This is a genomic window from Streptomyces sp. RKAG293 (genome assembly GCF_023701745.1).
Lineage (GTDB): Bacteria > Actinomycetota > Actinomycetes > Streptomycetales > Streptomycetaceae > Actinacidiphila.
On the sequence record NZ_JAJOZB010000001.1, the window covers coordinates 1,701,924 to 1,722,440 of the forward strand.

Here is a 20,517-nt window from a genome sequence, read left to right on the forward strand (position 1 = left end):
CGTCGCGCGTCAGACCGCGGACGCGGCGAGCGCGGTGCCCGCCGATGACTGCAGGGCCTCGACCGCGGCACGGATCGCCGGTCTGCGGTCGGCGTCCTCGCGCCAGACGGCGTAGACGTGGCGGTGCATGGTGTGGCGGACGGGGACGACGCTCACGCCGTCGGGGACCGGGCCGCGGCCGAGCCGGGGGGCGACCGCGACGCCGAGTCCGGCCGCGACCAGGGCGAGCTGGGTGTGGTGTTCCTCGGCGGAGTGCGACAGGCGCGGCTCGATCCCCTTGCCGCGCAGGGTGAACATGAGCCAGTCGTGGCAGAACTCGCCGTCCGGCCAGGAGACCCAGTCGTCGTCCGCGAAGTCCTCCAGCTCGATCTGCGCCCGGCCGGCGAGGGGGTGGTCGGACGGCATCGCGACATCGGCGATGTCGTCCAGCAGCGGCGCCTTGGCGAGGCCGGGCGGCAGGGACAGCGGTCTGTTGTACCAGTCCAGGACGACGGCGAGGTCCATGTCGCCGCGCACCACCCGGGCCACAGAACCGGCCGGCTCCATCTCCTGCATCCGGGGCCGCAGTTGGGGGTGGTCCCGGCGCAGGGCCGCCAGGGCCGTCGGCAGCAGCCCGCGGGCGGCGGTCGGGAACGCCCCCAGGACGACTTCGCCGACGGCCGCTCCCCGGTGCGCCTCCAGATCGGAGTGCGCCAGTTCGACCAGCGAGAGGATGCGTTCCGCATGGCCGGAGAGCAGCCGGCCGGCGTCGGTGAGGCGGACCCCGCGGCCGTTCTTGGCCAGCATCTGCTGACCGGTCTCGCGCTCCAGCTTGCCCATCTGCTGAGAGACGGCCGAGGTCGTCACATGCAGGACGTCGGCGGCGGCGCTGACCGAGCCGTAGGTGGCGATCGCATGCAGGATCCGGAGGCGCTCCAGGTTCAACATGTAAGTGATTCTACGCGTTCCATCGTACGTAAACTCGCTTGTTCTACGGAGTCGAATCCGTCATCTTAGGAGCATGAGCGTCCCCGCCGGCCTTCGGCCCGCCTCCGCCACCGCCGCGCCCGCTCCGATACCGGAGGCGGCCCCGGGCGTCCGCCGCGCGGTGGACTGGCGGATCCGGTTCGCCGTTCTGGGCCTCATCTGGGGCTTCAGCTTTCTGTTCATCAAGGTCGGCACGGAGGCGTTCGCACCCCTGCAGGTGACGCTGGGCCGGATGGTCTTCGGCACGGTCGTGCTGGTCGCCGCCCTGCTCGTCAAGCGCGACCGGCTGCCGCGCGGGAAGCGGACCTGGCTGCATCTGACGGTCGCCGCACTGCTGCTCAACGCGCTGCCGTTCTCGCTGTTCGCCTACTCCGAGCTGACCATCCCCTCCACGCTCGCGGGGATCTGCAACGCCACCACCCCGCTGTGGAGCATGGTGGTCTCGGTCGTCGCGCTCTCCGAGGACAAGCCGACGCGGCAGCGGTTCGCGGGGGTCGGCCTCGGCTTCGTCGGTGTGCTGACCGTGCTCGGCGCCTGGCAGGGCTTCTCCGGCCAGGACCCGGCGGGCACCGCCATGGCCCTGATCGCCGCGGCCAGTTACGCGGTCGGCTGGGCGTACGTGCGCCGCACCCTGGCGGGGTCCGGCCACTCCAACCTGGCGCTCTCCAGCAGTCAGCTGCTGCTCGGCACCGTCCAGCTCGCCCTGGTCACACCGTTCTTCACCTCCGTGCCGACCTCGTTCCCGATCCTTTCGGTGCTCTCGGTCGTGGCGCTCGGCGCCCTCGGCACCGGGATCGCGTTCCTGCTCCAGTACGGGCTGGTCGCCGAGAAGGGTCCGACGATCGGCGCGATGGTCACCTATCTCATCCCGGTCGTCGCGACCGCCGCGGGCGTACTGCTGCTCCACGAGCGGCTGGGCTGGAACGAGCCGGTCGGCGCGGCCGTCGTCCTGGCCGGCGCCGCCCTCACCCAGCTGCGCCCCCGCCGTTCCCGACCGGCCGCCGCTGCGACTCAGCCGTAGCGTCCCGCGCCCGACGCCCGGACCACCCGGGCGACCGCGTCCGCGAGCGGCACGATGTCGCCGTCGCCGAGGGCGGAGACCGTGAGCCGCACGCCGGGCGCGGACGCGAGGCGGAAGCGGGCGCCGGGGGCGGTGGCCCAGCCGGCCTGCAGCAGGCCGGCCACCGCGCCCGTCTCGTCGGAGACCGGCACCCAGACGTTCATGCCGCTGCGTCCGTGGGCCGCGATGCCGCGTTCGGCGAGGGCCAGGACCAGGGCGTCGCGCCGCCGGCCGTACGACCGCGCCACCACCGGCGGGTCGACCGCGCCTGACTCCCACAGGTGCACCACGGCGCGCTGCAGCAGATGGCTGACCCAGCCGGCGCCCAGCCGGTAGCGCCCCTGAACGCGGTCGACGGTGACCGGATCGCCCGTGAAGACGGCCAGGCGCAGATCCGGGCCGTACGCCTTGGCCGTGGAGCGCACCAGCACCCAGTGCGTGGTGACGCCGGACAGACAGTGCAGCGGCAGGTCGACCAGTCCGTGCACATGGTCGTCGTCGACCACCAGCACCTCCGGATGACGCGCGAGCACCTCGCGCAGCTCCCGGGCGCGGTCCGCCGAGATCGCCGCGCCGGTCGGGTTCTGGCCGCGGTCGGTGACGACGAGAGCGCGCACGCCGGCCTGCAGCGCCCGTGCCACGTCCGCGACGACCGGGCCGTCGTCGTCGACCCCGACCGGCACCGCGCGCAGCCCGAGGGCGGGCGCCAGGTCCAGCACACTCCCCCAGCCCGGGTCCTCGACCGCCACGGCGTCACCCGGGCGCAGATGAGCCGCCAGCACGCGTTCGATGGCGTCGAGCGAGCCCGAGGTGAGTCCGATGGGGCCGTCGGGCACACCGTCCCGGTCGAAGGCCGCGCGGGCGAGAGCGCTCAGCCCGGCGTCGACGGCCGGTCCGCCGTAGAGCGCCGGGTTCTCGGCGTTACGGGCCACCGCCGCCGCGAACGCCGCGCCGAGCGGCGGCAGCAGCGAGACGTCCGGATTGCCGTTGGAGATGTCCCGCGTCCCCGGCGGCACCTCGATCCGGATCTGGTCGCGTGAGGTGGTGGCGGGCCGGGAGCGCACCCGGCTGCCGCGCCGGCCGGCCGTCTCGATCACCCCGCGGTCGCGCAGCAGCCGGTAGGCGGCGGCCACCGTGTTCGGGTTCACGTCCAGTTCCTGGGCCAGTTCACGCAGCGGCGGCAGCGCCGCGCCGGGCTTGAGCGCGCCCTCGCCCACCGCCCGCTCGATGTCGGCGGCGATACCCGATGCGCCCCGGCCGGTGATTCGATACTCTCCTAGCACAAAGTTCATTATGCACTAGTTCAAAGGATAGCGCCATGGCCGACACTGCCGCCGCCCCCACCATCTCCGGCCCCACCGTCACCGCCCCTTCCTACGAGGCGACGGAACGCACCGTCCCCACCCGGATACGGGAGCGCGCCGCCTACGACCGTGACACCGTCCACGCGATCCTCGACGAGGGCTACCTCTGTCACCTCGGGTTCATCCGCGACGGCGCGCCCGTCGTGCTGCCCACCCTCTACGGCCGGATCGGCGAGCGGCTCTACGTCCACGGCTCGACCGGGTCGCGGCCGCTGCGCGGCGCGAAGGACCCGGGGCTGGCCGTCTGCCTGACCGTCACCCACCTCGACGCCCTCGTGCTGGCCCGCTCCGCGTTCCACCACTCGATGAACTACCGCTCGGTGGTGGTGCACGGAACCGCCCACCAGGTCACCGACCCGGAGGAGCGCGCCGAAGCGCTGGACGCCCTCGTCAACCAGGTGGTGGCCGGCCGCGCGGACGACTCGCGCCGGGCCAACGCCAAGGAGCTGGCCGCGACCACCGTCATCCGGCTCGACCTCCTGGAGGTGTCGGCGAAGGTCCGCACCGGCGGCCCGAACGACGAGCCGGAGGACACCGGACTGCCGTACTGGACCGGGATCGTGCCCGTCACCAAGACCTACGGCGCCCCCGTTCCGGCCGACGACCTCGACCCGGCCATCGCCCTGCCCGCCTACCTCGCCTGAACCCGATCCTGAACCCGAACCCGATCCCGAGCCCGATCCCGAGCCTGAGCCTGAGCCTGAGCCCGACTCTGAAGGACCCGACATGCTCATCCACCCCTGGGACGCACCACAGGACGACACCGAGTGGCAGACCTGGCTCGCCGCCCACGACTTCGGGCAGCTGGCCGTCAACGGCCTGCCCGGCGAACCCCCGTTCGTCCAGCCGCTGCACTTCGCCTACGACCCGGACAGCAATGAGGCGTTCACCCACCTCGCCCGCCCCAACCCGCTGTGGCACGCCCTCGAGGCGAACCCACGGGTGACGCTCAGCGTCGTGGACGACTACACGTTCATCCCCGGCCCCTGGCACGCCCCCGAGGGCGTGCCCGCCGAGCACGGCACCCCGACCAGCTTCTACGCCGCCGTCCAGTTGCTCTGCACGGCGCATGTCATCGACGACGAGGCGCAGAAGGCCGCCGTGCTGCACCGTCAGCTCGCGCACTTCCAGCCGGCGGGCGACTACGCGCCCGTCGCCCCCGGGCAGGACCCGTTCGGCCGGCTGCTGCCCGGGATCCGCGGCATCCGGCTGGAGGTGACCGAGGTCCGCGCGAAGTTCAAGTACGGCGGCAACAAGCCCCGGCGGATGCAGCAGCGGGACGCGGAGCGCCTCGCGGAGCGGGCCGCCCCGCACGACGAGGCGGCCCGCGCCCACCAACTGCGCCGGCTGGCGGCCTCCGACCCGGCGAACCGACTCTAGGACCGCCTTCGGCGGTTCAGCCCGTGCCGGCCGCCGCGCGGCGGCCGGCCGAGGCCAGCCGGGCCTCCTCCAGGCCCAACGCCGTCACGGCGCCGAGCAGGACGACGGTGCCCAGTACGGTCGCGCCGGTCAGCCGTTCGCCGAGGACGACGACGGCGATGACGGCCGCGGAGACCGGTTCGATCAGTGCGATGACGGAGACCGTCGCCGCCCGGACCACCGCGGCGCCCGCGAAGTACAGCCCGTAGGCGAGTGCGGTCGGCACGGAGGCCAGATAGACCAGCAGCCACAGGGTGTGGCCCAGGTCCGCGCCGCGCGGCGACAGCCCTTCCATCAGGGCGAGCGGGAGCAGGGTCACGGCGCACACCGCGAACGCCCACAGCGAGGTCATGAACGGGTCGCCGCCGTCACCGCCGCGGCCCATCCAGCGGGTCAGCAGGGTGATGCAGGCGTAGCCGGACGCGGACAGCAGCGCGAGCCCGACCCCGGCCGGGGCCACGGACCCGCCGCCGTTGCCCAGGACGAGCACCGCGAGCCCCGCCAGAGCGCCGGAGACCGCCACGGCGCCGCCGCGGCCGAGCCGTTCGCCCATGGTGAGACGGGCGACGACCGCGATGATGACCGGGCCCGCGCCCAGGGTGACGACGGTCGCGACGGCCAGTCCCGTCGACTGGACGGCGCCGAAATAGGCGGTCTGGAAGACCGTCAGGCCGAGACCGGTGGCCAGGATGCGCAGCACAGCGCGCCGCCGGGGTTCCTTCCTGGCCGGTGTCCGGACGGTGCCGCGACGGCGGCGGACCAGCCGGACGAGCAGCAGCAGCGCGAAGCCGCCGGCGGTGCGCCAGAAGGTCAGGGCGATGGGGCCGAGGCCGCTGCTCCCCATGAGCAGCGCGGCGGCGGCGCCCGCGGTGCCCCAGGCGGTGGCGGCGAAGGTGATGTAGAGCAGGCCGCGTCCGACGGACGGGGCAAGGGTGTGGCCATGGATCGACGGCACGAGTGTTCTCCCGCGGAGGACTTGAGATGGTCGCGTGGTCCCGTGTGCGGGCAGCCGCGACCTGCTCGGGTACGTGCCCGAGCCGGGTCGTCCGTGGGGTGGCGGCCCGCCTAGGAGGCGGGCGGCGGCAGAACGGTGAGGTGCATGATCGTCACCTTACGAGGCGGGGACGCACCCCTACAAGGCGGTTCCAAGGCGCGAGATCGGGACGCGAGGTCCGAAACACGAGATCCGGGGGCGCGAGATCCGAGAAACGTGATCCGGGGCGCATGATCAGGGGCGCGAGATCAGGGGCCCGCCGGGCGGAGCCGTCCTCAGACCAGATCGGGCTGCGGCAGCGGTTCGACCACCGGCTTGTTCCCCCCGCTGCGGGTGGTGGTCTGGGCCACGAAGGCGCCTGCCAGCACCAGCGTTCCGCCGATGATCTGCGGTACGCCCAGGTGCTCGCCGAGCAGGATCCAGGCGAACACGGTCCCCACGACCGCCTCCAGACAGGCGACCACCCCGGCCACCTGCGGGGTCAGCTTGCGCACGGCCAGCACCCCGGTCAGATACGCGACGACCGTCGCCACCAGGACGATCCACCCGACGAGCAGCACCGCGGGCACCTGCTTGTCGCCGAGCGCGGCCTGATGGCCCAGCACTTCCCAGTTCATCCCCCACGGCCGCGCCACGACGGTCATCACCGCGGCGCCGATCAGCAGCCCGAAGGCGATGACGGCGATCGGGTCGGGGGCGTCCTCGCCCTCCGTGCCGTGGTCGGCCAGGACGAAGTAGCTGACCTGGCAGCAGGCCGCGCCGAAGGCGAGCAGCAGACCGAAGGCGTCGAAAGCCAGCCCCGACCACACCTCGACCACCGAGGCCATGCCGCCGACCGCCAGCACCACTCCGATCGCCGCTGCCCGGCTCACCGGCCGGCGCTGCACGAAGCGCACCCAGCCCAGCAGCAGGGCCGGGCCGAGGAACTCGACGAGGATGGCGACGCCCACCGGGATCCGGGATATCGCCGCGAAGTAGAAGGTCTGCACACCCGCGATGGCGAGCAGGCCGAAGCCCGCCAGCAGGCCGGGGCGCTGCCGCAGCAGGGCGCGGTGGCGCAGCGCGACCGGCAGCATGATGAGCGCCGCTCCCGCCACGCGGAGCCACACCACATCCAGCGGGTCGAGTCCCGCCTCGATGAGCGGTTTCGCCGCTACTCCTGAACCACCGAACGCGAACGCCGACGCCAAGGCGAGCCCCAGCCCCGCGTTCCTCCCCTGAGACGCATGCATCGGGCCATGATGTCAGCTCGCGACAGGTCCTTCGTCCAGGTAGCGGCTGACGTCCGGACCGGCGGTCCGCAGCACCTCCACGGCGCGGCTGTGCGGGTCGGCGGCCGGCGCGTTGAGCAGATCGATCCCGTCGGCCTGGCCGCGGCCTCCGCGCTGGGCCGAGCGCACGGCGGTGCGCATCGCGGCGGCGGCCCCCGGGCTCCAGCCCGGGGTGCTCTGCGCGGTGACCACCGGCAGCGCGCCGGAGTCCTCGACCGAGCCCTGCCGCTCCAGGCCGTAGCCGATGCTGCGCTGCGCCAGGTACCCGAGCACGCGCACCACCTGCCCGCCGCCCGCGTCGCAGGCGTCACGGGCCCGGGGGTCGGTCTCCAGCAGGGAGTGCAGCAGATGGGCGGTGTCGATCTGCCGGTCCCCGTCCTTACGACCGGACGCTCACGGCCGGACCGCTCACCACCGGACGCTCACCACCTGATGCTCACGGCCACAGCAGTCCCCGCTTCCAGTCGTCGCCCTGCCGGGCATAGTGCAGCCGCACATGGAAGCCGCCCGGGTCCCCCTGGAAGAACTCCATCTCGTCGGCCCGCAGCCGGTAGACGGTGTGGCCCGCCGGAACGGCCCCCGGGTCGGCCGCGACCAGGTCCGCGGCCCGCCGCCGCTCCTCGTCGTAGGCATCGGACCCGGTCAGCGGGGCGCTCATCCGTCCGGTGAACCCGGCGATCCGGGAGGCCTCGCGACGGCCCAGGAAGTCGCCGCGCGCGATCCCGGCGTCCAGCGCCTCGACGGGGCCGGCCGCCCGGATCTGCCGCCCCTGGGGCGGCCAGTACCAGCTCAGCGCCGCGTGCGGGTTCGCCGACAGGTCGTGGCCCTTGTGGCTGCCCGAGTCGGACGCGAACACGAACGTGCACGCGTCGGCGCCGAGGCCGCGCAGCATGAGGACCCGCGCTGAGGGGCGCCCGTCGCGGTCCGCGGTGCTGAGCGTCATGACATGGGGTTCCGGCACACCGTCGTCCAGCGCGTCGTCCAGCCAGCGGGCGAACTGGCGCCCGGGAGAGGGGTCAGCGCCGTCCGGATCGAACCGCGGCAGGGGTTCGGCCAGCACCGGAACGGCGCGCAGCCGGGCCGGCAGTTCCTCGTCCATATGTCCTCCTGTTGAGCGCGCAACCGCCATGGCCCCGATCTTCGTCCCTCACAGGCACGAATGACCGCCTGCCCCGCCCTGGGGAAGGAGAGCGATGGCCAAACCGCTGCTTTTCCTCGACATCGACGGCGTCCTCAATCCGGTACTGCCCTCGGCGGAATTCACCGCGTACGACATCCTGGACCACACCGTGCTGCTCTCCGCCGCACACGGCGCGTGGCTGCGCGAGTTGTCCGCCGTCTACGAGCTCACCTGGGCCAGCACCTGGGAGCACGAGGCCAACCGGCAGATAGCCCCGCGGCTGGGCCTGCCGGTGCTGCCGGTGGTGGAGTTCGGCCGCTACCGACCGCGTCCCGGCGATCCGCGGCTGCCGCGCGCGGACCTGTTCACCGGCCGGAAGTGGGCGCCGATCCTGCGCCACGCCGGCGGCCGTCCGTTCGCCTGGATCGACGACGTCATCCCGCGCCGGCTCGCCCGGCAGGCGCGTTTCCGCCCCGACCGGGTGCTGCTGCGCATCAATCCAGGGCACGGCCTGAACCGGGGTCATGTGGACCGGTTACTGAGCCGCGGGCCGCTGCCGACCCGCAGCGTACGGCTGGCCCGCCGAGAATCCCTGACGGTTCATCAGTTCTGACGCTTCATCAGTATTGAATGTTCGGGCAGCTGCGACTACGTTCCGCGACACCGTCGCTGCGCGCGAGCCGCAGCGCCTTCGCACAAGGAGTGATCGCATGGCCGAAGTCTCCGCACAGGCGCGCATCGCGGCCCCGGCCGAGAAGGTCTGGAGGCAGCTGACCGACTTCGCGTCGTACGGCCAGTGGAGCGCCACCCACACCAGTTTCCCGAAGGGGGGTCCGGCGCCGCTGGCGGCCGGTGCCACCTATCAGGAGAACATGAAGATGATGGGCTTCCCGGCCGAGGTCACCTGGACCGTGGAGGCCCTGGAGGCCGAACGGGTGCTGGGCATCGCGGGCAAGGGCCCGATGGGCGTCAACCTCAGCATGCGCTACACCCTGACCCCCGACGGCGACGCCACCGAGCTGCGGATCGACAGCAGCTTCGCCGGCGCCGCGGTCGCCATGATGGCGGGCAAGCTCAAGGACTCGGCGACCGCCGCCCTCAACGAATCGCTGCGCAAGCTGGCCGGCCTCGTCGAGTAACGACGAAGACGAAAGGGCCGGGCGCACGGACGGGTGCGGACGGACGATTCCGGTGCGCACGGACTCCGGTGCGGACGGACGGGTGCGGGGCGGCGGCAGGGACCGACCGCCGCCCCGCACCCGCCGGCTCAGCGCACCGTCACCGCCGCGCTCTTGTCGCCCGCCGAGAAGGTGTACGCGCCGCGCTCGACCTTCTGCGCGCCCGCGCCGTCCAGGTCGCCCGGCGTCACCGCGAGGGTCCCCGCCGACACCTGCAGCCGCACCGTACGGGTCTCCCCCGCGGCCAGGTGCACCTTGGTGAAGGCGACCAGCCGGGTCGCCGGCGTCAGGACGTCACTGGTCGGCCGTGACACGTAGACCGGCACCACCAGATCGCCCGCCTTGGCACCGGTGTTGGAGACGGTCACCTTGACCCCGACCGGGTCGCCGGCCCGTACCACCGCCTTGTCGGCCGTGATCGCACCGAAGGCGTAGGTGGTGTAGGAGAGACCGGCACCGAACGGGTAGGCCGCGTCGTACGAGGACTCCGGCCCGCCGTTGGTGCCCGGCAGCTGCTGGTAGTACAGCGGCTCGTTGCCGATGTGCTTCGGCCAGGAGACCGGCAGCCGGCCGCTGGGGTTGACCGCGCCGAACAGCACGTCGGCGATCCCGTGGCCGCCCTCACTTCCCGGCAGCCAGGACATCAGCAGTCCCTGGGTGCCGTCCGCGTCGCCGAGCGCGAGCGGCCGGCCCGCGATGACGACGGTGACGACCGGCTTGCCCGCCGCCTTCAGCGCCTTGACCAACGCCTGCTGGTCCGCCGACAGTTCGGGCCGCGGGCTGTCCGCGGCGCCTTCCGCCGCGGCCTTCTCGCCGACGACCACGACGGTCAGATCGGCGTCCGCCGCCTGCGCCACCGCGTCGGCGGCGGTCGTGGCCCGCACCACCTCGGTGCCCGCGGGCGCCGCCTCCTTGATCCCCGCCAGCACGGTCGTGCCCGGCAGCGTCACCCCTTCGGGGACACCCTGCCAGCCGATGGTCCAGCCGCCCGCCTGGTCGTTGATGTCATCGGCGTAGGAACCCGCGACGACGATCTTCTTGGCCGCCGGGGAGATCGGCAGCACCCCGGCGTCGTTGCGCAGCAGCACCTGCGACTCGGCGGCCGCCTTGCGCGCCAGGTCCTTGTCCGCCCCCAGCACCGCGGCGTCAGCCTTGGCCGCGTCCACGTAGGGGTGCTCGAACAGGCCGAGTTCGAACTTCATCCGCAGGATCCGGCCGGCCGACTCGTCGATGCGCTTGACCGACACCAGACCGCGGTCCACAGCGGTCTTCAGGCCGGTGCTCCACTCCTTGGCGAAGTACGGCTCCATGGCCATGTCCAGGCCCGCGTTGACCGCGAGGGCGATCGCCTCGGGGTAATCGGCGGCGAGCTTGTACTTCGTCTGCAGCGCCCGGACGTCCTCCCAGTCGCTGACCGTGACGCCCTTGAAGCCCCACTGGTCGCGCAGCACCTTGGTGAGCAGATACTTCGAGGAGGTCGCGGGGACGCCGTTGATGGCACCGGAGTTGACCATCACGGTCTTCGCACCGGCCTGCACGGCCTGCTTGTACGAGGGCAGCAGGGTGTCCTGCAGATAGCGCATGGAGACGTCCGCGGGCACCCGGTCGTGGCCGTTGGCCGGCTCGGAGTAGCCGCCGAAGTGCTTCACGGTGGCGACGACGTGCTTGGCGCCGTTCGCCGTGTCGATGCCGGTGACACTCGCGGCGGCCAGCGTCCCGGCCAGCAGCGGGTCCTCGCCGAACGTCTCGTAGTAGCGGCCCCAGCGCTGGTCGCGGGCGAGGTCCGCGACGGGCGCGAAGTTCCAGTCGATGCCGGTCGCCGCGACCGAGCGCGCCGTGGAGGCCCCCGCCGCCTGGACGGTGGCCGGGTCCCAGGTGGCGCCCAGGCCGATCTGGTGCGGGAAGACGGTGGCGCCGAGCACGTTGTTGTGGCCGTGCACCGCGTCCACCCCGTAGAGCACCGGGATGTGCAGCCGCGAGTTGTCGACGGCGTACTTCTGTACGGTGTTGACCATCTTCGCCCACTCGGCGGGCGTGTTCACGGCGGGCCCCATGCCGCCGCCGGAGAGTATCGAGCCGGCCGCGTAGTCGCCCAGCACCGACTTCATGCAGGTCTCGTTGAGGGCGCCGCCGCTCCACTCGCAGTCGCCCTGGACCCGGGCGACCGCGATCTGGTCCATCTGCCCGATCTTCTCCTCCAGCGTCATCCGCTTCAGGAGGTCCTTGACGCGCAGATCGATCGGCGCCCTGGCGTCGGTGTACTGGGCCGAGCTCCCGGCGGTGGCCGGTACCGCGCCGACCGCGGCGACACAGGCCGCGGCGGTGGCCAGGGTGACAAGTGCTCTGAAGCGGGTCCTGGGGGACTTCATTGGCATCGCGCGTGGCATCGCAGCATCCCGTTTCTGTCGGGCCCCAGTGGCGGAGCCGCGTTACGTAAACGTTTCCGGTGCGCCGGAAGTCTGTCTTCGCCATGACACATCGTCAAGACTGTGTGCAGCACACACCCTCGCCACTCCAGGAACAGGTGCAATCGCCGTGAACATCCGCGAACTGGCTCTCCGCAGCGGTGTTTCGACCGCTACGGTCTCCCGCGCGCTCAACGACCGGGCCGAGGTGAGCGAGGCGACCCGCGACCGTATCCGGCGACTGGCCAGCGAACTCGGATACGCTCCGAACGAACCCGCCCGCACGCTGGTGCGGCGCCGGTCCGACACCATCGGCCTGGTCTGGGACACCGGCTACGAGACCCTCGGTTTTCAGCATCCCTTCCTGCAGGGCCTGTTGAGCGCGGTGCGCAACGCGCTCTCCGAGGCCGACTACCACCTGATGCTGCTCACCACGTCGGGTCCCGACGACGCCGACACCACCTATCTGCAGGCGGTGCGGCGGCACAACCTCGAAGGCGTCGTCGTGCTGGGCACCCCCGCCGACAACCGCGCCCTGCGGGCCCTCGCCGCCTCCGACGTCCCGTGTTCCGGGATCGACGTCGCGCTCAGCGGCCCCCGTACCGTCCGGGTCACCTCCGACAACGCGGCCGGCGCGGCGGCCGCCGTGGAGCACCTGTACGCCCAGGGGCACCGCCGGATAGCCACCGTCACCGGCCCGCTGTACCTGCCGCCGGCCGCCGAACGGCTGGCCGGATTCCGCCAGGCGTGCGCCCGGCTCGGGCTGGACGTGCCCCCGGAGTACGTGGTCACGGGGGACTTCTTCCTCAACAGCGGCCAGGACGCGGTGCGCACCCTGCTCGCCACGGAGCAGCCGCCCACCGCGGTCTTCGCGGCCGGCGACCAGATGGCCATCGGCGCGCTGCACGCGGCCGCGGACGCGGGGCTGTCGGTACCCGGCGATCTCGCGATCGTCGGCTTCGACGACATCGACGCGGCGTCGCTGGTCCGCCCGGCCCTGACGACCGTCGCCCAGGACCAGCGCGCGCTGGGCTCCGCGGCCGTCAAGGCGCTGCGCGGACTGCTCGACGCCGATCCGGCAGAGCCGGCCGAACCCTGGATCGTCCCGACCCGGCTCGTCATCCGCGCGTCGAGCCGGCCCGGGACATAGGTCCCCGGGCCGGCTCGTTGGTCGGAATTCTCCGGCCTCAGTCCTCTTCTGCGAGGATGAGGTAGAGCTTCTTGCGGGCTTCGTTGACCACGACCAGCGCCTTCTCACGCTGGGCGGGTGTACCGGTCGACCAGACCTGCTTGAAGGCCTCGACGAGTCCGCCGCCGGCCTTCCGGATCTCGTTCATGGCATCCCAGTCGACGCCCCGGCCGGCCTCTTCCCACGGGGCCTCGGGCCCCGCTTCGGATTCGGTCCGGCCGGCGTCGGTGAGCGTGAACAGCTTCTTGCCGCCCTCGCTCGCGCTGGTGATGAGGCCCTCGTCCTCCAGCAGTTGAAGCGTCGGGTACACCGAGCCGGGGCTCGGCTTCCACGCGCCGCCACTGCGTTCGGCGATCTCCTGAATCATTTCGTAGCCGTGCATCGGCCGGTCCTTGAGCAGCGCCAGGATCGACGCGCGTACATCGCCGCGCCTCGCCCGGCCACGGGGCCCGCCCCGACCGCGCCCGCCGGGGCCGCCGAAGGGGCCACCCCCGAAGGGCGGTCCGAACGGTCCGAAGGCCGCACGGCGCTGCTCTCCTCGTTCTCCCCGGCCATGGTGGCCGGGTCCGCGGTGTTCGTGTTCATGTCCTTGGGAACGCATGGTTACGCTCCTTCCATCGTTGATCGGTCGCGATGCTTCAACGATATATCGGAACCGTACGTTCGGCAACCCTCTTTCCGGGCCACCTCCCCTCGATTGGCTCTGGCCTGCGGTTTCACCGCTGTCTACGGTCGTCCCATGCGGATTCGAATCGTCGACGCCTTCACCGACCGGCCCTTCGCCGGCAATCCGGCCGGGGTCCTGCTCCTGGACGCCGCCGCGTTCCCCGACGACGGCTGGATGCAGCGGGTCGCCTCCGAGGTCAACCTCTCCGAGACGGCTTTCGCGCACCGCCTCGAAGGCACCGCGGACGCCCCGGAAGCCGACTGGGCGCTGCGCTGGTTCACCCCCGCGGCCGAGGTCGCCATGTGCGGGCACGCCACGCTCGCCACCGCGCATGTGCTGTTCTCCACGAGCGCCGCCACCTCACTGGTGCGCTTCGCCACCCGCAGCGGAGTCCTGAGCGTCCGGCCCGCCGACGGCGGTGCGCTCACCATGGACTTCCCCACCGCACCGCTCACCGCGGTCACACCACCGCCTGCCGTGGCGCTCGCGCTCGGCGCGGAGCCGCTGGCCGGGTACGACACCGGCCCGGACGTCGGCGACCTGCTGGTCGAGCTGGCGGACGAGGCGGCCGTCCGCGCCCTCACCCCGGACTTCGCCGCGCTGGCGGCGCTCGGCCCGCGCGGAGTCATCGCCACCGCCGCGGCGGAAGACCCCTCCCGCGGCTACGACTTCGTCTCGCGCGGATTCTTCCCCGCCGTCGGCATCGACGAGGACCCGGTCACCGGCAGCGCCCACACCGCCCTGGCGCCGTTCTGGTCCGCCCGGCTCGGCCGTACCGAACTGACCGGCCTGCAGGTCTCCGCCCGCACCGGTTTCGTCCGCACCGAACTGCGCGGCGACCGGGTACTGCTCACCGGCTCGGCCGTGACCGTCATCGACGGCGAACTGCACGCGGCGCCGTAGCCGTCCGGGCCGCGCCAGGGACGGCTGTGCTACGGCGGGTGCCCGCTCAACCCGTCGGCAGCCAGCCGGCCTTGCCCGCCAGCAGCGCGTAGCCGACGAAGGCCACCGTGTCGATCAGGGCGTGCGCGGCGACGAGCGGGCCGACCCGTCCCCACCTGCGGTAGAGCAGCACGAACACCACCCCCATGACCATGTTCCCGATCATGCCGCCGACGCCCTGGTACAGGTGGTAGGAGCCGCGCAGCACCGCGCTCGCCGCCAGGGCGGCGGCCGGCGTCCAGCCCAACTGCCCGAGCCTGCGCAGCAGATAGCCGACGACGATGACTTCCTCCAGCACCGCGTTCTGCACGGCGGACGCGATCAGGACCGGGATCTTCCACCACACGTCCGGCAGCGACTCCGGCACCACCGTGAGGTTGAACCCGGCCGCGCGGACGCCGAGGTAGAACAGCAGCCCGGTGCCGCCGATCACGGCCGCGACCAGCGTGCCGCGCCCCAGGTCGCGGCGGGGTTCCTTCAGGTCGAAGCCGATCGAACCTATCCCGACCCGTTCACGGGCCAGCAGGTGCGCGACCAGGGCGACCGGGACCAGGGCGGTGGCGATCCCGAACAGCTGCCAGGCGAGGTCGAGCCAGGGCCTGCCCGGCGCCTGGGAGCCCACCAGGGTGGCCGCCTGGTCCTTGAGCGAACCGGGCTTGGTCAGCGACCCGACGAAACTGATGAGCGCGCCGACACCGCTGGCGCCGAGCGACAGGGCCAGTACGAGCAGGGTCTCGCTCCGCAGGGTCCGCCGCGCGAGCCCGGCCTCCGCCCCGTATGACTCTGTGTGCACCCGAGCCTCCATTTACGTCATCCCGCCTCGGTCTCGTTCCCGCTTGGCTAGGGTCTCGAAAAAAGATACGAAGATCGCGCGCGACAGGCCGGAGCACCCCTCAGGAGAGACGCAACAGCCATGGGACGTCACCGCATTCCAGTTGAGCCCCGGGAGGCCGGCGGAGCGCCGCGCCCACGGGTACGCCGCCGCACCATAGCGGTCACCACCAGCTTCGTCCTGGCGCTGGGGGCCGGTACCTTCGTCGTGCTGCGCGGCGGCCTGCTGCCGCTGAGCGGGCACTGCGCGGAGGGCGTGGTCAAGATCGCCGTCGCCGCCTCGCCCGACATCGCGCCCGCCCTCACCACCATCGCCCAACAGGCCAGGGCCACCGGTGTGAAGACCGACGGGCGCTGCCTCGACGTCACCGTGACATCGCGTGCCTCGGCCGAGGTGGCGGACGCCCTCGGCAAGGCCCCGACGCACCCCGGCTTCCAGGTCTGGATCCCGGACTCCAGCGTCTGGCTCGACCAGGTGACCATCGGCGGCCGCGGCACCCCGTTGTCCTCGATGACCAGCATCGCCCGCTCCCCTGTCGTCGTCGGCACGCTGCAGGCGCAGGCCAAAGGCCTGGGCTGGCCCGCCAAGGCGTACACCTGGGCCGATTTGACCACGGCCGCCGGGGAGAAGAGCAACTTCCGCCTCGGCACCGCGGATCCCGCGCGCAGCGCGACCGGTCTGCTGGGGTTCACGATGATCACGTCGTCGATCGGCCGCAGGGGCGGTGACGTGGACACCGAGTCGGCCGCCGCGGCGAAGATGCTGGCGCAGTACACCGCCCCGGGCGACGCGCAGATCATGGCCACCCTGCCCAACGACGGCAGCACGGCCGAACTGCAGAACCCGCAGCGCAACCAGGCGCTGGTGATCTCGGAACAGGCGGCGTTCGTCCGCAACACCGCGGGCGACGGCCGGCCCGGCCTGAAGCTGTTCTATCCCAAGGACGGCACCGTCGATCTGGACTACCCGTACGCGGCGCTGGACGACGACACGCTCTCCACCGACCAGTCCCGGGCCGTGTCGCGCTTCATGTCACTGCTCGGCAGCGACGAGAGCGTGCGGCTGCTGTCCGCCCGTGGTTTCCGGCCGGCGACCGGTGCCCCCGAACCGGCGCTGGTGGTCGCCGCCGGCGGCCAGGAGCCGCAGCCGGTCGGCGCGGAGCCGGTACCCGCACCGACGGGACAGGCGCTGCAGCAGCTGCGCGTCATGTGGCAGATCACCGTGCAGAGCGCCCGGATCACCACGGTCGTCGACGTCTCCGGGTCGATGGCCGCACCGGTGCCCGGCACCGAGGGCAAGACCCGGCTGGACGTCACCAAGGCGTCGCTGCTGCAGGCGCTGACGCAGTTCACGCCCGAGGACGAGGTGGGCCTGTGGCGGTTCTCCACCCGGCTCGACGGCTCCCGCGACTACCAGAAGATCGTCGAGACGGCCCGGCTGGGCGTACGCACCGCCCAGGGCACCACCCAGCGGGACCGGCTGACCGGCGCGTTCGGCGCCCTGCAGCCCGTCGAAGGCGGTGCGACCGGCCTCTACGACACGACACTGGCGGTGTACCAGGACGCCAGGAAGTCGTTCGCCGCGGGCAAGTTCAACACGGTCGTCGTCCTCACCGACGGCGCGAACGAGGACCCGGGGAGCATCTCCCTCGACGCCCTCACCGCCAAACTGAAGGCGCTGGGCGACCCCACCCACCCCGTTCCGCTCATCGTCATCGCGGTCGGCCCCGACGCCGACAAGGCCGCGTGCGACCGGATGGCCAGGGCCACCGGCGGCGGGGCGTACCGGGTGACGGATCCCGCGCAGATCCAGGCGGTGCTGTTCAAGGCCGTGGTGGCGGCCGCGGCCAGCGCGGCGGCCGCCACCGGCTGACGCCCCCGGGAGGCCGCCAGTGGCTGACGCCCCTCCGGAGGACACCGCCGGCTGTCGACGCCCGCCGGGGGCCGCCGCAGGGAGCCGGCGACGTCCTCCGGGGCCGGTGGGCCGGCCGGGATCCCGGTCAGCTCACCGGCCAGGTGTGCACCGGCTCGCCGGAGTGCATCAGCTCGCAGTAGCGCAGCGTCATCGACACCAGCGCGGCCCGCCGGTCGAGGCCGCGCTCCAGCGCCCGGTGGAACACCGCCGACTGCCATTCGGCGCCGTTGGTGCGCAGCCGGCAGCGGGCCTCGATGATGCCCAGGTAGCGGTCGCGGTCGACGGGCTCGATGCCCCAGGCGTCGAGCCCGGCCGACGCCAGCGGCAGCAGCTCCTCCAGCACCAGCTCCGTGGCGGGCAGCTCCACGAGCCCGCCGCCGCGCCCCGGCCGCGGCCAGTGCATGACGGCGCCGATGCCGTGCCGGCAGGCGGCGTCGAAGTTCGCCGCCGCGGCGCCGAACGGCAGCCGCTGCCAGACCTGGCGGGGCGCCTCGGCCAGCGCCCGCACCAGCCCGTAGTAGAAGGCCGTGTTGGCGATGACATCGGCGACGGTGGGTCCCGCCGGCAGCACCCGGTTCTCCACCCGCAGATGCGGGACGCCGTCCACCACGGCGTACACCGGGCGGTTCCAGCGGTAGACGGTGCCGTTCTGCAGGGTGAGTTCCTTGAGCCGCGGCACGGTCCCGGCGTCGAGGGTCGCCAGCGGGTCCTCGTCGTCGCAGATCGGCAGCAGTGGCGGGAAGTACCGCAGGTTCTCCTCGAACAGGTCGTACGCCGAGTCGATCCAGCGCTCCCCGAACCAGGTGAGCGGGCGTACGCCCTGCGCCCGCAGTTCCTGCGGGCGGGTGTCGGTGGCCTGCTGGAACAGCGGCGGCCTGGTCTCCCGCCACAGCTCCCTGCCGAACAGGAACGGCGAGTTGGCGCCCACCGCGACCTGCGGTCCGCTCAGCACCTGCGCCGCGTTCCAGACCGCGGCGAACCGGGCGGGAGTCACCTGCAGATGCATCTGCATGGAGGTGCAGGCCGCTTCCGGCGCGATGGATCCCGAGGTGTAGAGCAGATGCTCCACCCCCGCGATGTCCAGGGTGATGTCCTCGCCGCGGGCGGCCAGTATCCGGTCGTTGAGCAGCGTGTACCGGTCCGCCCTGGACAGGTTCGCACCCACCAGATCCTGTGCGCTCAAGGTCGGCAGAATACCCACCATGACGATGTGCGCACCGACTTCGCGGGCCTTGCGGTCCGCGTATCCCAGCCCGATGCGCAGCTCTTCCGCGAGCCGGTCGAGCACCCGCCCGGAAAGATGATGAGGGGCGATGTTCACTTCAATATTGAACTGCGCCAGTTCCGTCTGGAAATCAGTGCTGGCGATCCGCTCCAGCACCTCTTCATTCATCATCAGCGGCAGACCCGCCGAATCAGCGAGATTCAACTCCAGCTCAAGTCCCATGAGATTCCTGGGCCGGTCGAACCTCTTCTCGTCCAGCAGTCGCTCCAGTCCCATGAGACACTGGCGAAGCTTCATCCGGTACCGCTGCCGGTCGGACAGGTCGAACCCGGCGGCTACGACCTTCTCCCCCATCGGAGTGTCCCTCCTCGAGTGGGCCGTGTGACGATGATGCCCAGCCCATAAGATCGATAACGGTCCGGCGGCGCCGAGCAGAAGCTAAGCTGCCGGAATGTCACTCCGGCACATTCCCCCGGCATGGTCGCGCTAACCTTGGCATGAGGGGTACCCCTCGTGACAAACACCGACGAGATCCGGCCGTCCGCAGCGGCAGGGGAATGTGCAGTTCGCGGGAGCGTACTCCGGCGCAAATGCGGAGGAAATATCTGGCGAGGTAGGCCTATTACCTTCTTGCCTGCAATGCCCGCGACAGCTAGCCGAAACACTGCGTGAACACAGGTCGTATAAACTTCGCGCACAAGGCAGAGACTCCGCGATCCGTCGGACGTAGCCTGCGCAGGAACCCCCTCATCTCGTCGCACCGCTGACAGTGCCGTCCGCACCCGCCCAGCACCACCGTGTCTCCGACTGAGAGGCAACCCACCATGCCGCTGCATGTCCCCGCTGTACCCGCACCCGCCCTTCGGAGTGTCCTCGCCGCCCTGAGTTCGCCCACCGCCGTTCTGGAGGCGCGTACGCCGGCGCTGCGCTCGGCCGAGGGCCCGCTCATCCCCGAGCACCCGCTGCCGGTGCATGTCTTCGAGCCGGCCGCCTCGGGCCACGGGCTGCCGCACGCCCGGCTCACCGGATGGCGCTTCCACATCCGCGCGGGCGACCGTGTCGCGGCGGCGGGCGAGACCGTCCGCACCCCGGACGGATGGGCGTTCTCGCACTTCTCGGAGGGCCCGTACCTGGCCTCCACCGAACGCGCCCTGCGGCAGGCGGAAGCACTCTCGACCGCCTACCAGCCGCATCTGCTGTCCGTGCCCGGGCTGTACATGCTGGCGCTCTGGCTGCACAGCGACATCTCGGCCGAAGCCGGCTCCGCCCAGCCCGCCCCGGCCGATCTGCTGGTGCCGCTCGCACCGGCGCCGCCGGGGATCGCCGCCCACCGGCTGCACCGGCTGTCCGATCTGGTGCCGGTCCTCACGCTGCGACTGGCACCCGCACCTCTTCTGGGGTCTGCTGTCTGACGCGCTGCCGGACGGCGGGCGGACGCCCCCGTGACCCTTGGGTCACGGGGGCGTTGTCATGTGCGTACCGTGACGGCGTAGCCCGGATCGGTCATCTGCACCACCCGGAAAGGCACGCACTGTGAGGGCAACCGCCCGGTCGGGTGACGCGTCCTCACCTAGCAGGAACAGCTCGCGCGAAATCCCTGCGGATTCCGCTCCGTGGGGCAACACTGGGACCGACCGAACGAACGGGGGCGGTTATGAACCAGGTATCAGGCCAATCCGACCGCACGACTCCTCTACAGCAGCGAAAGACACCTTCCATGTGCCAGCACCAGCCGCAGTGCCCCACCGCCGAGTGCTCCGACCGGGAGGCCGCCCTCATCGTGGCCCACCACCCGGAGCAGGGCTGGAGTCTGCTGTGCAACGGCGTCCTGCTCTTCGAGGACACCGGCGAGCTGCTGCCCGACGGGCAGATCATCGCCCCGCACCGGCCGCTGGGTACCGAACAGATCGCCACGGCCGCCTGAACCGCCGGACCCCGCGGACAGCAGCGGGGCCCGGACAGTATCGGCGG

General features: G+C 72.0%; 20 protein-coding genes. 10 read left to right on the forward strand and 10 right to left on the reverse strand.

The annotated features are described in order from the left end of the window. Positions 1-9 precede the first annotated feature (9 nt). The gene (locus LNW72_RS07425) at positions 10-927 is read right to left on the reverse strand and encodes a LysR family transcriptional regulator (protein WP_250974668.1); all 918 of its coding nucleotides are present in this window, start codon (positions 925-927) and stop codon (positions 10-12) included. A gap of 73 nt (positions 928-1,000) precedes the next feature. Between LNW72_RS07425 and LNW72_RS07430 the strand changes: the two genes are divergently transcribed. Beyond that, the gene (locus tag LNW72_RS07430; RefSeq protein WP_250974669.1) at positions 1,001-1,987 is read left to right on the forward strand and encodes a DMT family transporter; all 987 of its coding nucleotides are present in this window, start codon (positions 1,001-1,003) and stop codon (positions 1,985-1,987) included. On the opposite strand, the gene LNW72_RS07435 is transcribed toward LNW72_RS07430, so the two are convergent. Beyond that, positions 1,978-3,309: an aminotransferase class I/II-fold pyridoxal phosphate-dependent enzyme gene (locus LNW72_RS07435; protein WP_250974670.1), complete on the reverse strand. Its 1,332-nt coding sequence runs from the start codon at positions 3,307-3,309 to the stop codon at positions 1,978-1,980. The two genes, LNW72_RS07430 and LNW72_RS07435, sit on opposite strands and share 10 nt — an antisense overlap. Before the next feature lie 35 nt (positions 3,310-3,344). Here LNW72_RS07435 and LNW72_RS07440 point away from each other — a divergent pair, with 35 nt between their 5' ends. Both LNW72_RS07440 and LNW72_RS07445 read left to right on the forward strand, forming a co-directional pair. Further along, positions 3,345-4,034, forward strand: a complete 690-nt coding sequence (locus LNW72_RS07440) for a pyridoxamine 5'-phosphate oxidase family protein (protein ID WP_250974671.1) — start codon at positions 3,345-3,347, stop codon at positions 4,032-4,034. Between the two features lie 82 nt (positions 4,035-4,116). Beyond that, on the forward strand, positions 4,117-4,770 hold the full coding sequence (locus LNW72_RS07445; protein ID WP_250974672.1) for an FMN-binding negative transcriptional regulator: 654 nt from the start codon (positions 4,117-4,119) through the stop codon (positions 4,768-4,770). 16 nt (positions 4,771-4,786) lie between these two features. Here the strand turns inward: LNW72_RS07445 and LNW72_RS07450 are convergent, their stop codons facing one another. The 4 genes from LNW72_RS07450 to LNW72_RS07465 all read right to left on the reverse strand — a co-directional run bounded on the left by LNW72_RS07450 (position 4,787) and on the right by LNW72_RS07465 (position 8,173). Beyond that, on the reverse strand, positions 4,787-5,764 hold the full coding sequence (locus tag LNW72_RS07450; RefSeq protein ID WP_250974673.1) for a DMT family transporter: 978 nt from the start codon (positions 5,762-5,764) through the stop codon (positions 4,787-4,789). Positions 5,765-6,078: 314 nt separating this feature from the next. Next, positions 6,079-7,035, reverse strand: a complete 957-nt coding sequence (locus tag LNW72_RS07455) for a DMT family transporter (RefSeq protein ID WP_250974674.1) — start codon at positions 7,033-7,035, stop codon at positions 6,079-6,081. 12 nt (positions 7,036-7,047) lie between these two features. Next, positions 7,048-7,347, reverse strand: a complete 300-nt coding sequence (locus tag LNW72_RS07460; protein WP_308401903.1) for a hypothetical protein — start codon at positions 7,345-7,347, stop codon at positions 7,048-7,050. Positions 7,348-7,510: 163 nt separating this feature from the next. Then, entirely contained in the window at positions 7,511-8,173 is a 663-nt protein-coding gene (locus tag LNW72_RS07465) for a pyridoxal 5'-phosphate synthase (RefSeq protein ID WP_250974675.1), read from the reverse strand. Between the two features lie 94 nt (positions 8,174-8,267). Between LNW72_RS07465 and LNW72_RS07470 the strand changes: the two genes are divergently transcribed. Both LNW72_RS07470 and LNW72_RS07475 read left to right on the forward strand, forming a co-directional pair. After that, positions 8,268-8,807: an HAD domain-containing protein gene (locus LNW72_RS07470; RefSeq protein ID WP_250974676.1), complete on the forward strand. Its 540-nt coding sequence runs from the start codon at positions 8,268-8,270 to the stop codon at positions 8,805-8,807. A 97-nt stretch (positions 8,808-8,904) separates the two neighbouring features. After that, complete coding sequence (locus LNW72_RS07475) at positions 8,905-9,333, forward strand: SRPBCC family protein (RefSeq protein ID WP_138357380.1); 429 nt, start codon at positions 8,905-8,907, stop codon at positions 9,331-9,333. A 128-nt stretch (positions 9,334-9,461) separates the two neighbouring features. Here LNW72_RS07475 and LNW72_RS07480 read toward each other — a convergent pair whose 3' ends face one another. Further along, positions 9,462-11,747, reverse strand: coding sequence for a glycoside hydrolase family 3 N-terminal domain-containing protein (locus tag LNW72_RS07480; protein WP_250974677.1), 2,286 nt, complete (start codon positions 11,745-11,747; stop codon positions 9,462-9,464). A gap of 160 nt (positions 11,748-11,907) precedes the next feature. Between LNW72_RS07480 and LNW72_RS07485 the strand changes: the two genes are divergently transcribed. Further along, positions 11,908-12,927, forward strand: a complete 1,020-nt coding sequence (locus tag LNW72_RS07485; protein ID WP_250974678.1) for a LacI family DNA-binding transcriptional regulator — start codon at positions 11,908-11,910, stop codon at positions 12,925-12,927. A gap of 37 nt (positions 12,928-12,964) precedes the next feature. On the opposite strand, the gene LNW72_RS07490 is transcribed toward LNW72_RS07485, so the two are convergent. After that, a complete protein-coding gene (locus tag LNW72_RS07490) occupies positions 12,965-13,567 on the reverse strand; it encodes a PadR family transcriptional regulator (RefSeq protein ID WP_250974679.1) in 603 nt (200 codons plus the stop codon). A gap of 138 nt (positions 13,568-13,705) precedes the next feature. On the opposite strand from LNW72_RS07490, the gene LNW72_RS07495 reads away from it, so the two are divergent. Further along, positions 13,706-14,536 carry a PhzF family phenazine biosynthesis protein gene (locus LNW72_RS07495; protein WP_250974680.1) on the forward strand — a complete coding sequence of 277 codons (831 nt, stop codon included), beginning with the start codon at positions 13,706-13,708 and terminating at the stop codon, positions 14,534-14,536. Positions 14,537-14,582: 46 nt separating this feature from the next. Here LNW72_RS07495 and LNW72_RS07500 read toward each other — a convergent pair whose 3' ends face one another. Continuing rightward, positions 14,583-15,380, reverse strand: coding sequence for a type II CAAX endopeptidase family protein (locus tag LNW72_RS07500; protein ID WP_250974681.1), 798 nt, complete (start codon positions 15,378-15,380; stop codon positions 14,583-14,585). A gap of 108 nt (positions 15,381-15,488) precedes the next feature. On the opposite strand from LNW72_RS07500, the gene LNW72_RS07505 reads away from it, so the two are divergent. Next, entirely contained in the window at positions 15,489-17,279 is a 1,791-nt protein-coding gene (locus tag LNW72_RS07505) for a VWA domain-containing protein (protein ID WP_250974682.1), read from the forward strand. A 127-nt stretch (positions 17,280-17,406) separates the two neighbouring features. Here LNW72_RS07505 and LNW72_RS07510 read toward each other — a convergent pair whose 3' ends face one another. Next, complete coding sequence (locus tag LNW72_RS07510) at positions 17,407-18,900, reverse strand: glutamate--cysteine ligase (protein ID WP_250974683.1); 1,494 nt, start codon at positions 18,898-18,900, stop codon at positions 17,407-17,409. A gap of 470 nt (positions 18,901-19,370) precedes the next feature. On the opposite strand from LNW72_RS07510, the gene LNW72_RS07515 reads away from it, so the two are divergent. Both LNW72_RS07515 and LNW72_RS07520 read left to right on the forward strand, forming a co-directional pair. Continuing rightward, positions 19,371-19,958, forward strand: coding sequence for a hypothetical protein (locus tag LNW72_RS07515; RefSeq protein WP_250974684.1), 588 nt, complete (start codon positions 19,371-19,373; stop codon positions 19,956-19,958). Between the two features lie 305 nt (positions 19,959-20,263). Continuing rightward, positions 20,264-20,470: a DUF5999 family protein gene (locus LNW72_RS07520; protein WP_250974685.1), complete on the forward strand. Its 207-nt coding sequence runs from the start codon at positions 20,264-20,266 to the stop codon at positions 20,468-20,470. The last annotated feature ends 47 nt before the right edge of the window (positions 20,471-20,517 follow it).

Bases quoted from the DNA above. Each gene is read 5' to 3' on its own strand.
- LNW72_RS07480 (WP_250974677.1), bottom strand. From the start codon at position 11,747: ATGCCAATGAAGTCCCCCAGGACCCGCTTCAGAGCACTTGTCACCCTG.
- LNW72_RS07465 (WP_250974675.1), bottom strand. From the start codon at position 8,173: ATGGACGAGGAACTGCCGGCCCGGCTGCGCGCCGTTCCGGTGCTGGCC.
- LNW72_RS07445 (WP_250974672.1), top strand. From the start codon at position 4,117: ATGCTCATCCACCCCTGGGACGCACCACAGGACGACACCGAGTGGCAG.
- LNW72_RS07495 (WP_250974680.1), top strand. From the start codon at position 13,706: ATGCGGATTCGAATCGTCGACGCCTTCACCGACCGGCCCTTCGCCGGC.
- LNW72_RS07425 (WP_250974668.1), bottom strand. From the start codon at position 927: ATGTTGAACCTGGAGCGCCTCCGGATCCTGCATGCGATCGCCACCTAC.
- LNW72_RS07455 (WP_250974674.1), bottom strand. From the start codon at position 7,035: ATGCATGCGTCTCAGGGGAGGAACGCGGGGCTGGGGCTCGCCTTGGCG.
- LNW72_RS07515 (WP_250974684.1), top strand. From the start codon at position 19,371: ATGCCGCTGCATGTCCCCGCTGTACCCGCACCCGCCCTTCGGAGTGTC.
- LNW72_RS07500 (WP_250974681.1), bottom strand. From the start codon at position 15,380: ATGGAGGCTCGGGTGCACACAGAGTCATACGGGGCGGAGGCCGGGCTC.
- LNW72_RS07505 (WP_250974682.1), top strand. From the start codon at position 15,489: ATGGGACGTCACCGCATTCCAGTTGAGCCCCGGGAGGCCGGCGGAGCG.
- LNW72_RS07490 (WP_250974679.1), bottom strand. From the start codon at position 13,567: ATGCGTTCCCAAGGACATGAACACGAACACCGCGGACCCGGCCACCAT.
- LNW72_RS07475 (WP_138357380.1), top strand. From the start codon at position 8,905: ATGGCCGAAGTCTCCGCACAGGCGCGCATCGCGGCCCCGGCCGAGAAG.
- LNW72_RS07510 (WP_250974683.1), bottom strand. From the start codon at position 18,900: ATGGGGGAGAAGGTCGTAGCCGCCGGGTTCGACCTGTCCGACCGGCAG.
- LNW72_RS07430 (WP_250974669.1), top strand. From the start codon at position 1,001: ATGAGCGTCCCCGCCGGCCTTCGGCCCGCCTCCGCCACCGCCGCGCCC.
- LNW72_RS07470 (WP_250974676.1), top strand. From the start codon at position 8,268: ATGGCCAAACCGCTGCTTTTCCTCGACATCGACGGCGTCCTCAATCCG.
- LNW72_RS07520 (WP_250974685.1), top strand. From the start codon at position 20,264: ATGTGCCAGCACCAGCCGCAGTGCCCCACCGCCGAGTGCTCCGACCGG.
- LNW72_RS07440 (WP_250974671.1), top strand. From the start codon at position 3,345: ATGGCCGACACTGCCGCCGCCCCCACCATCTCCGGCCCCACCGTCACC.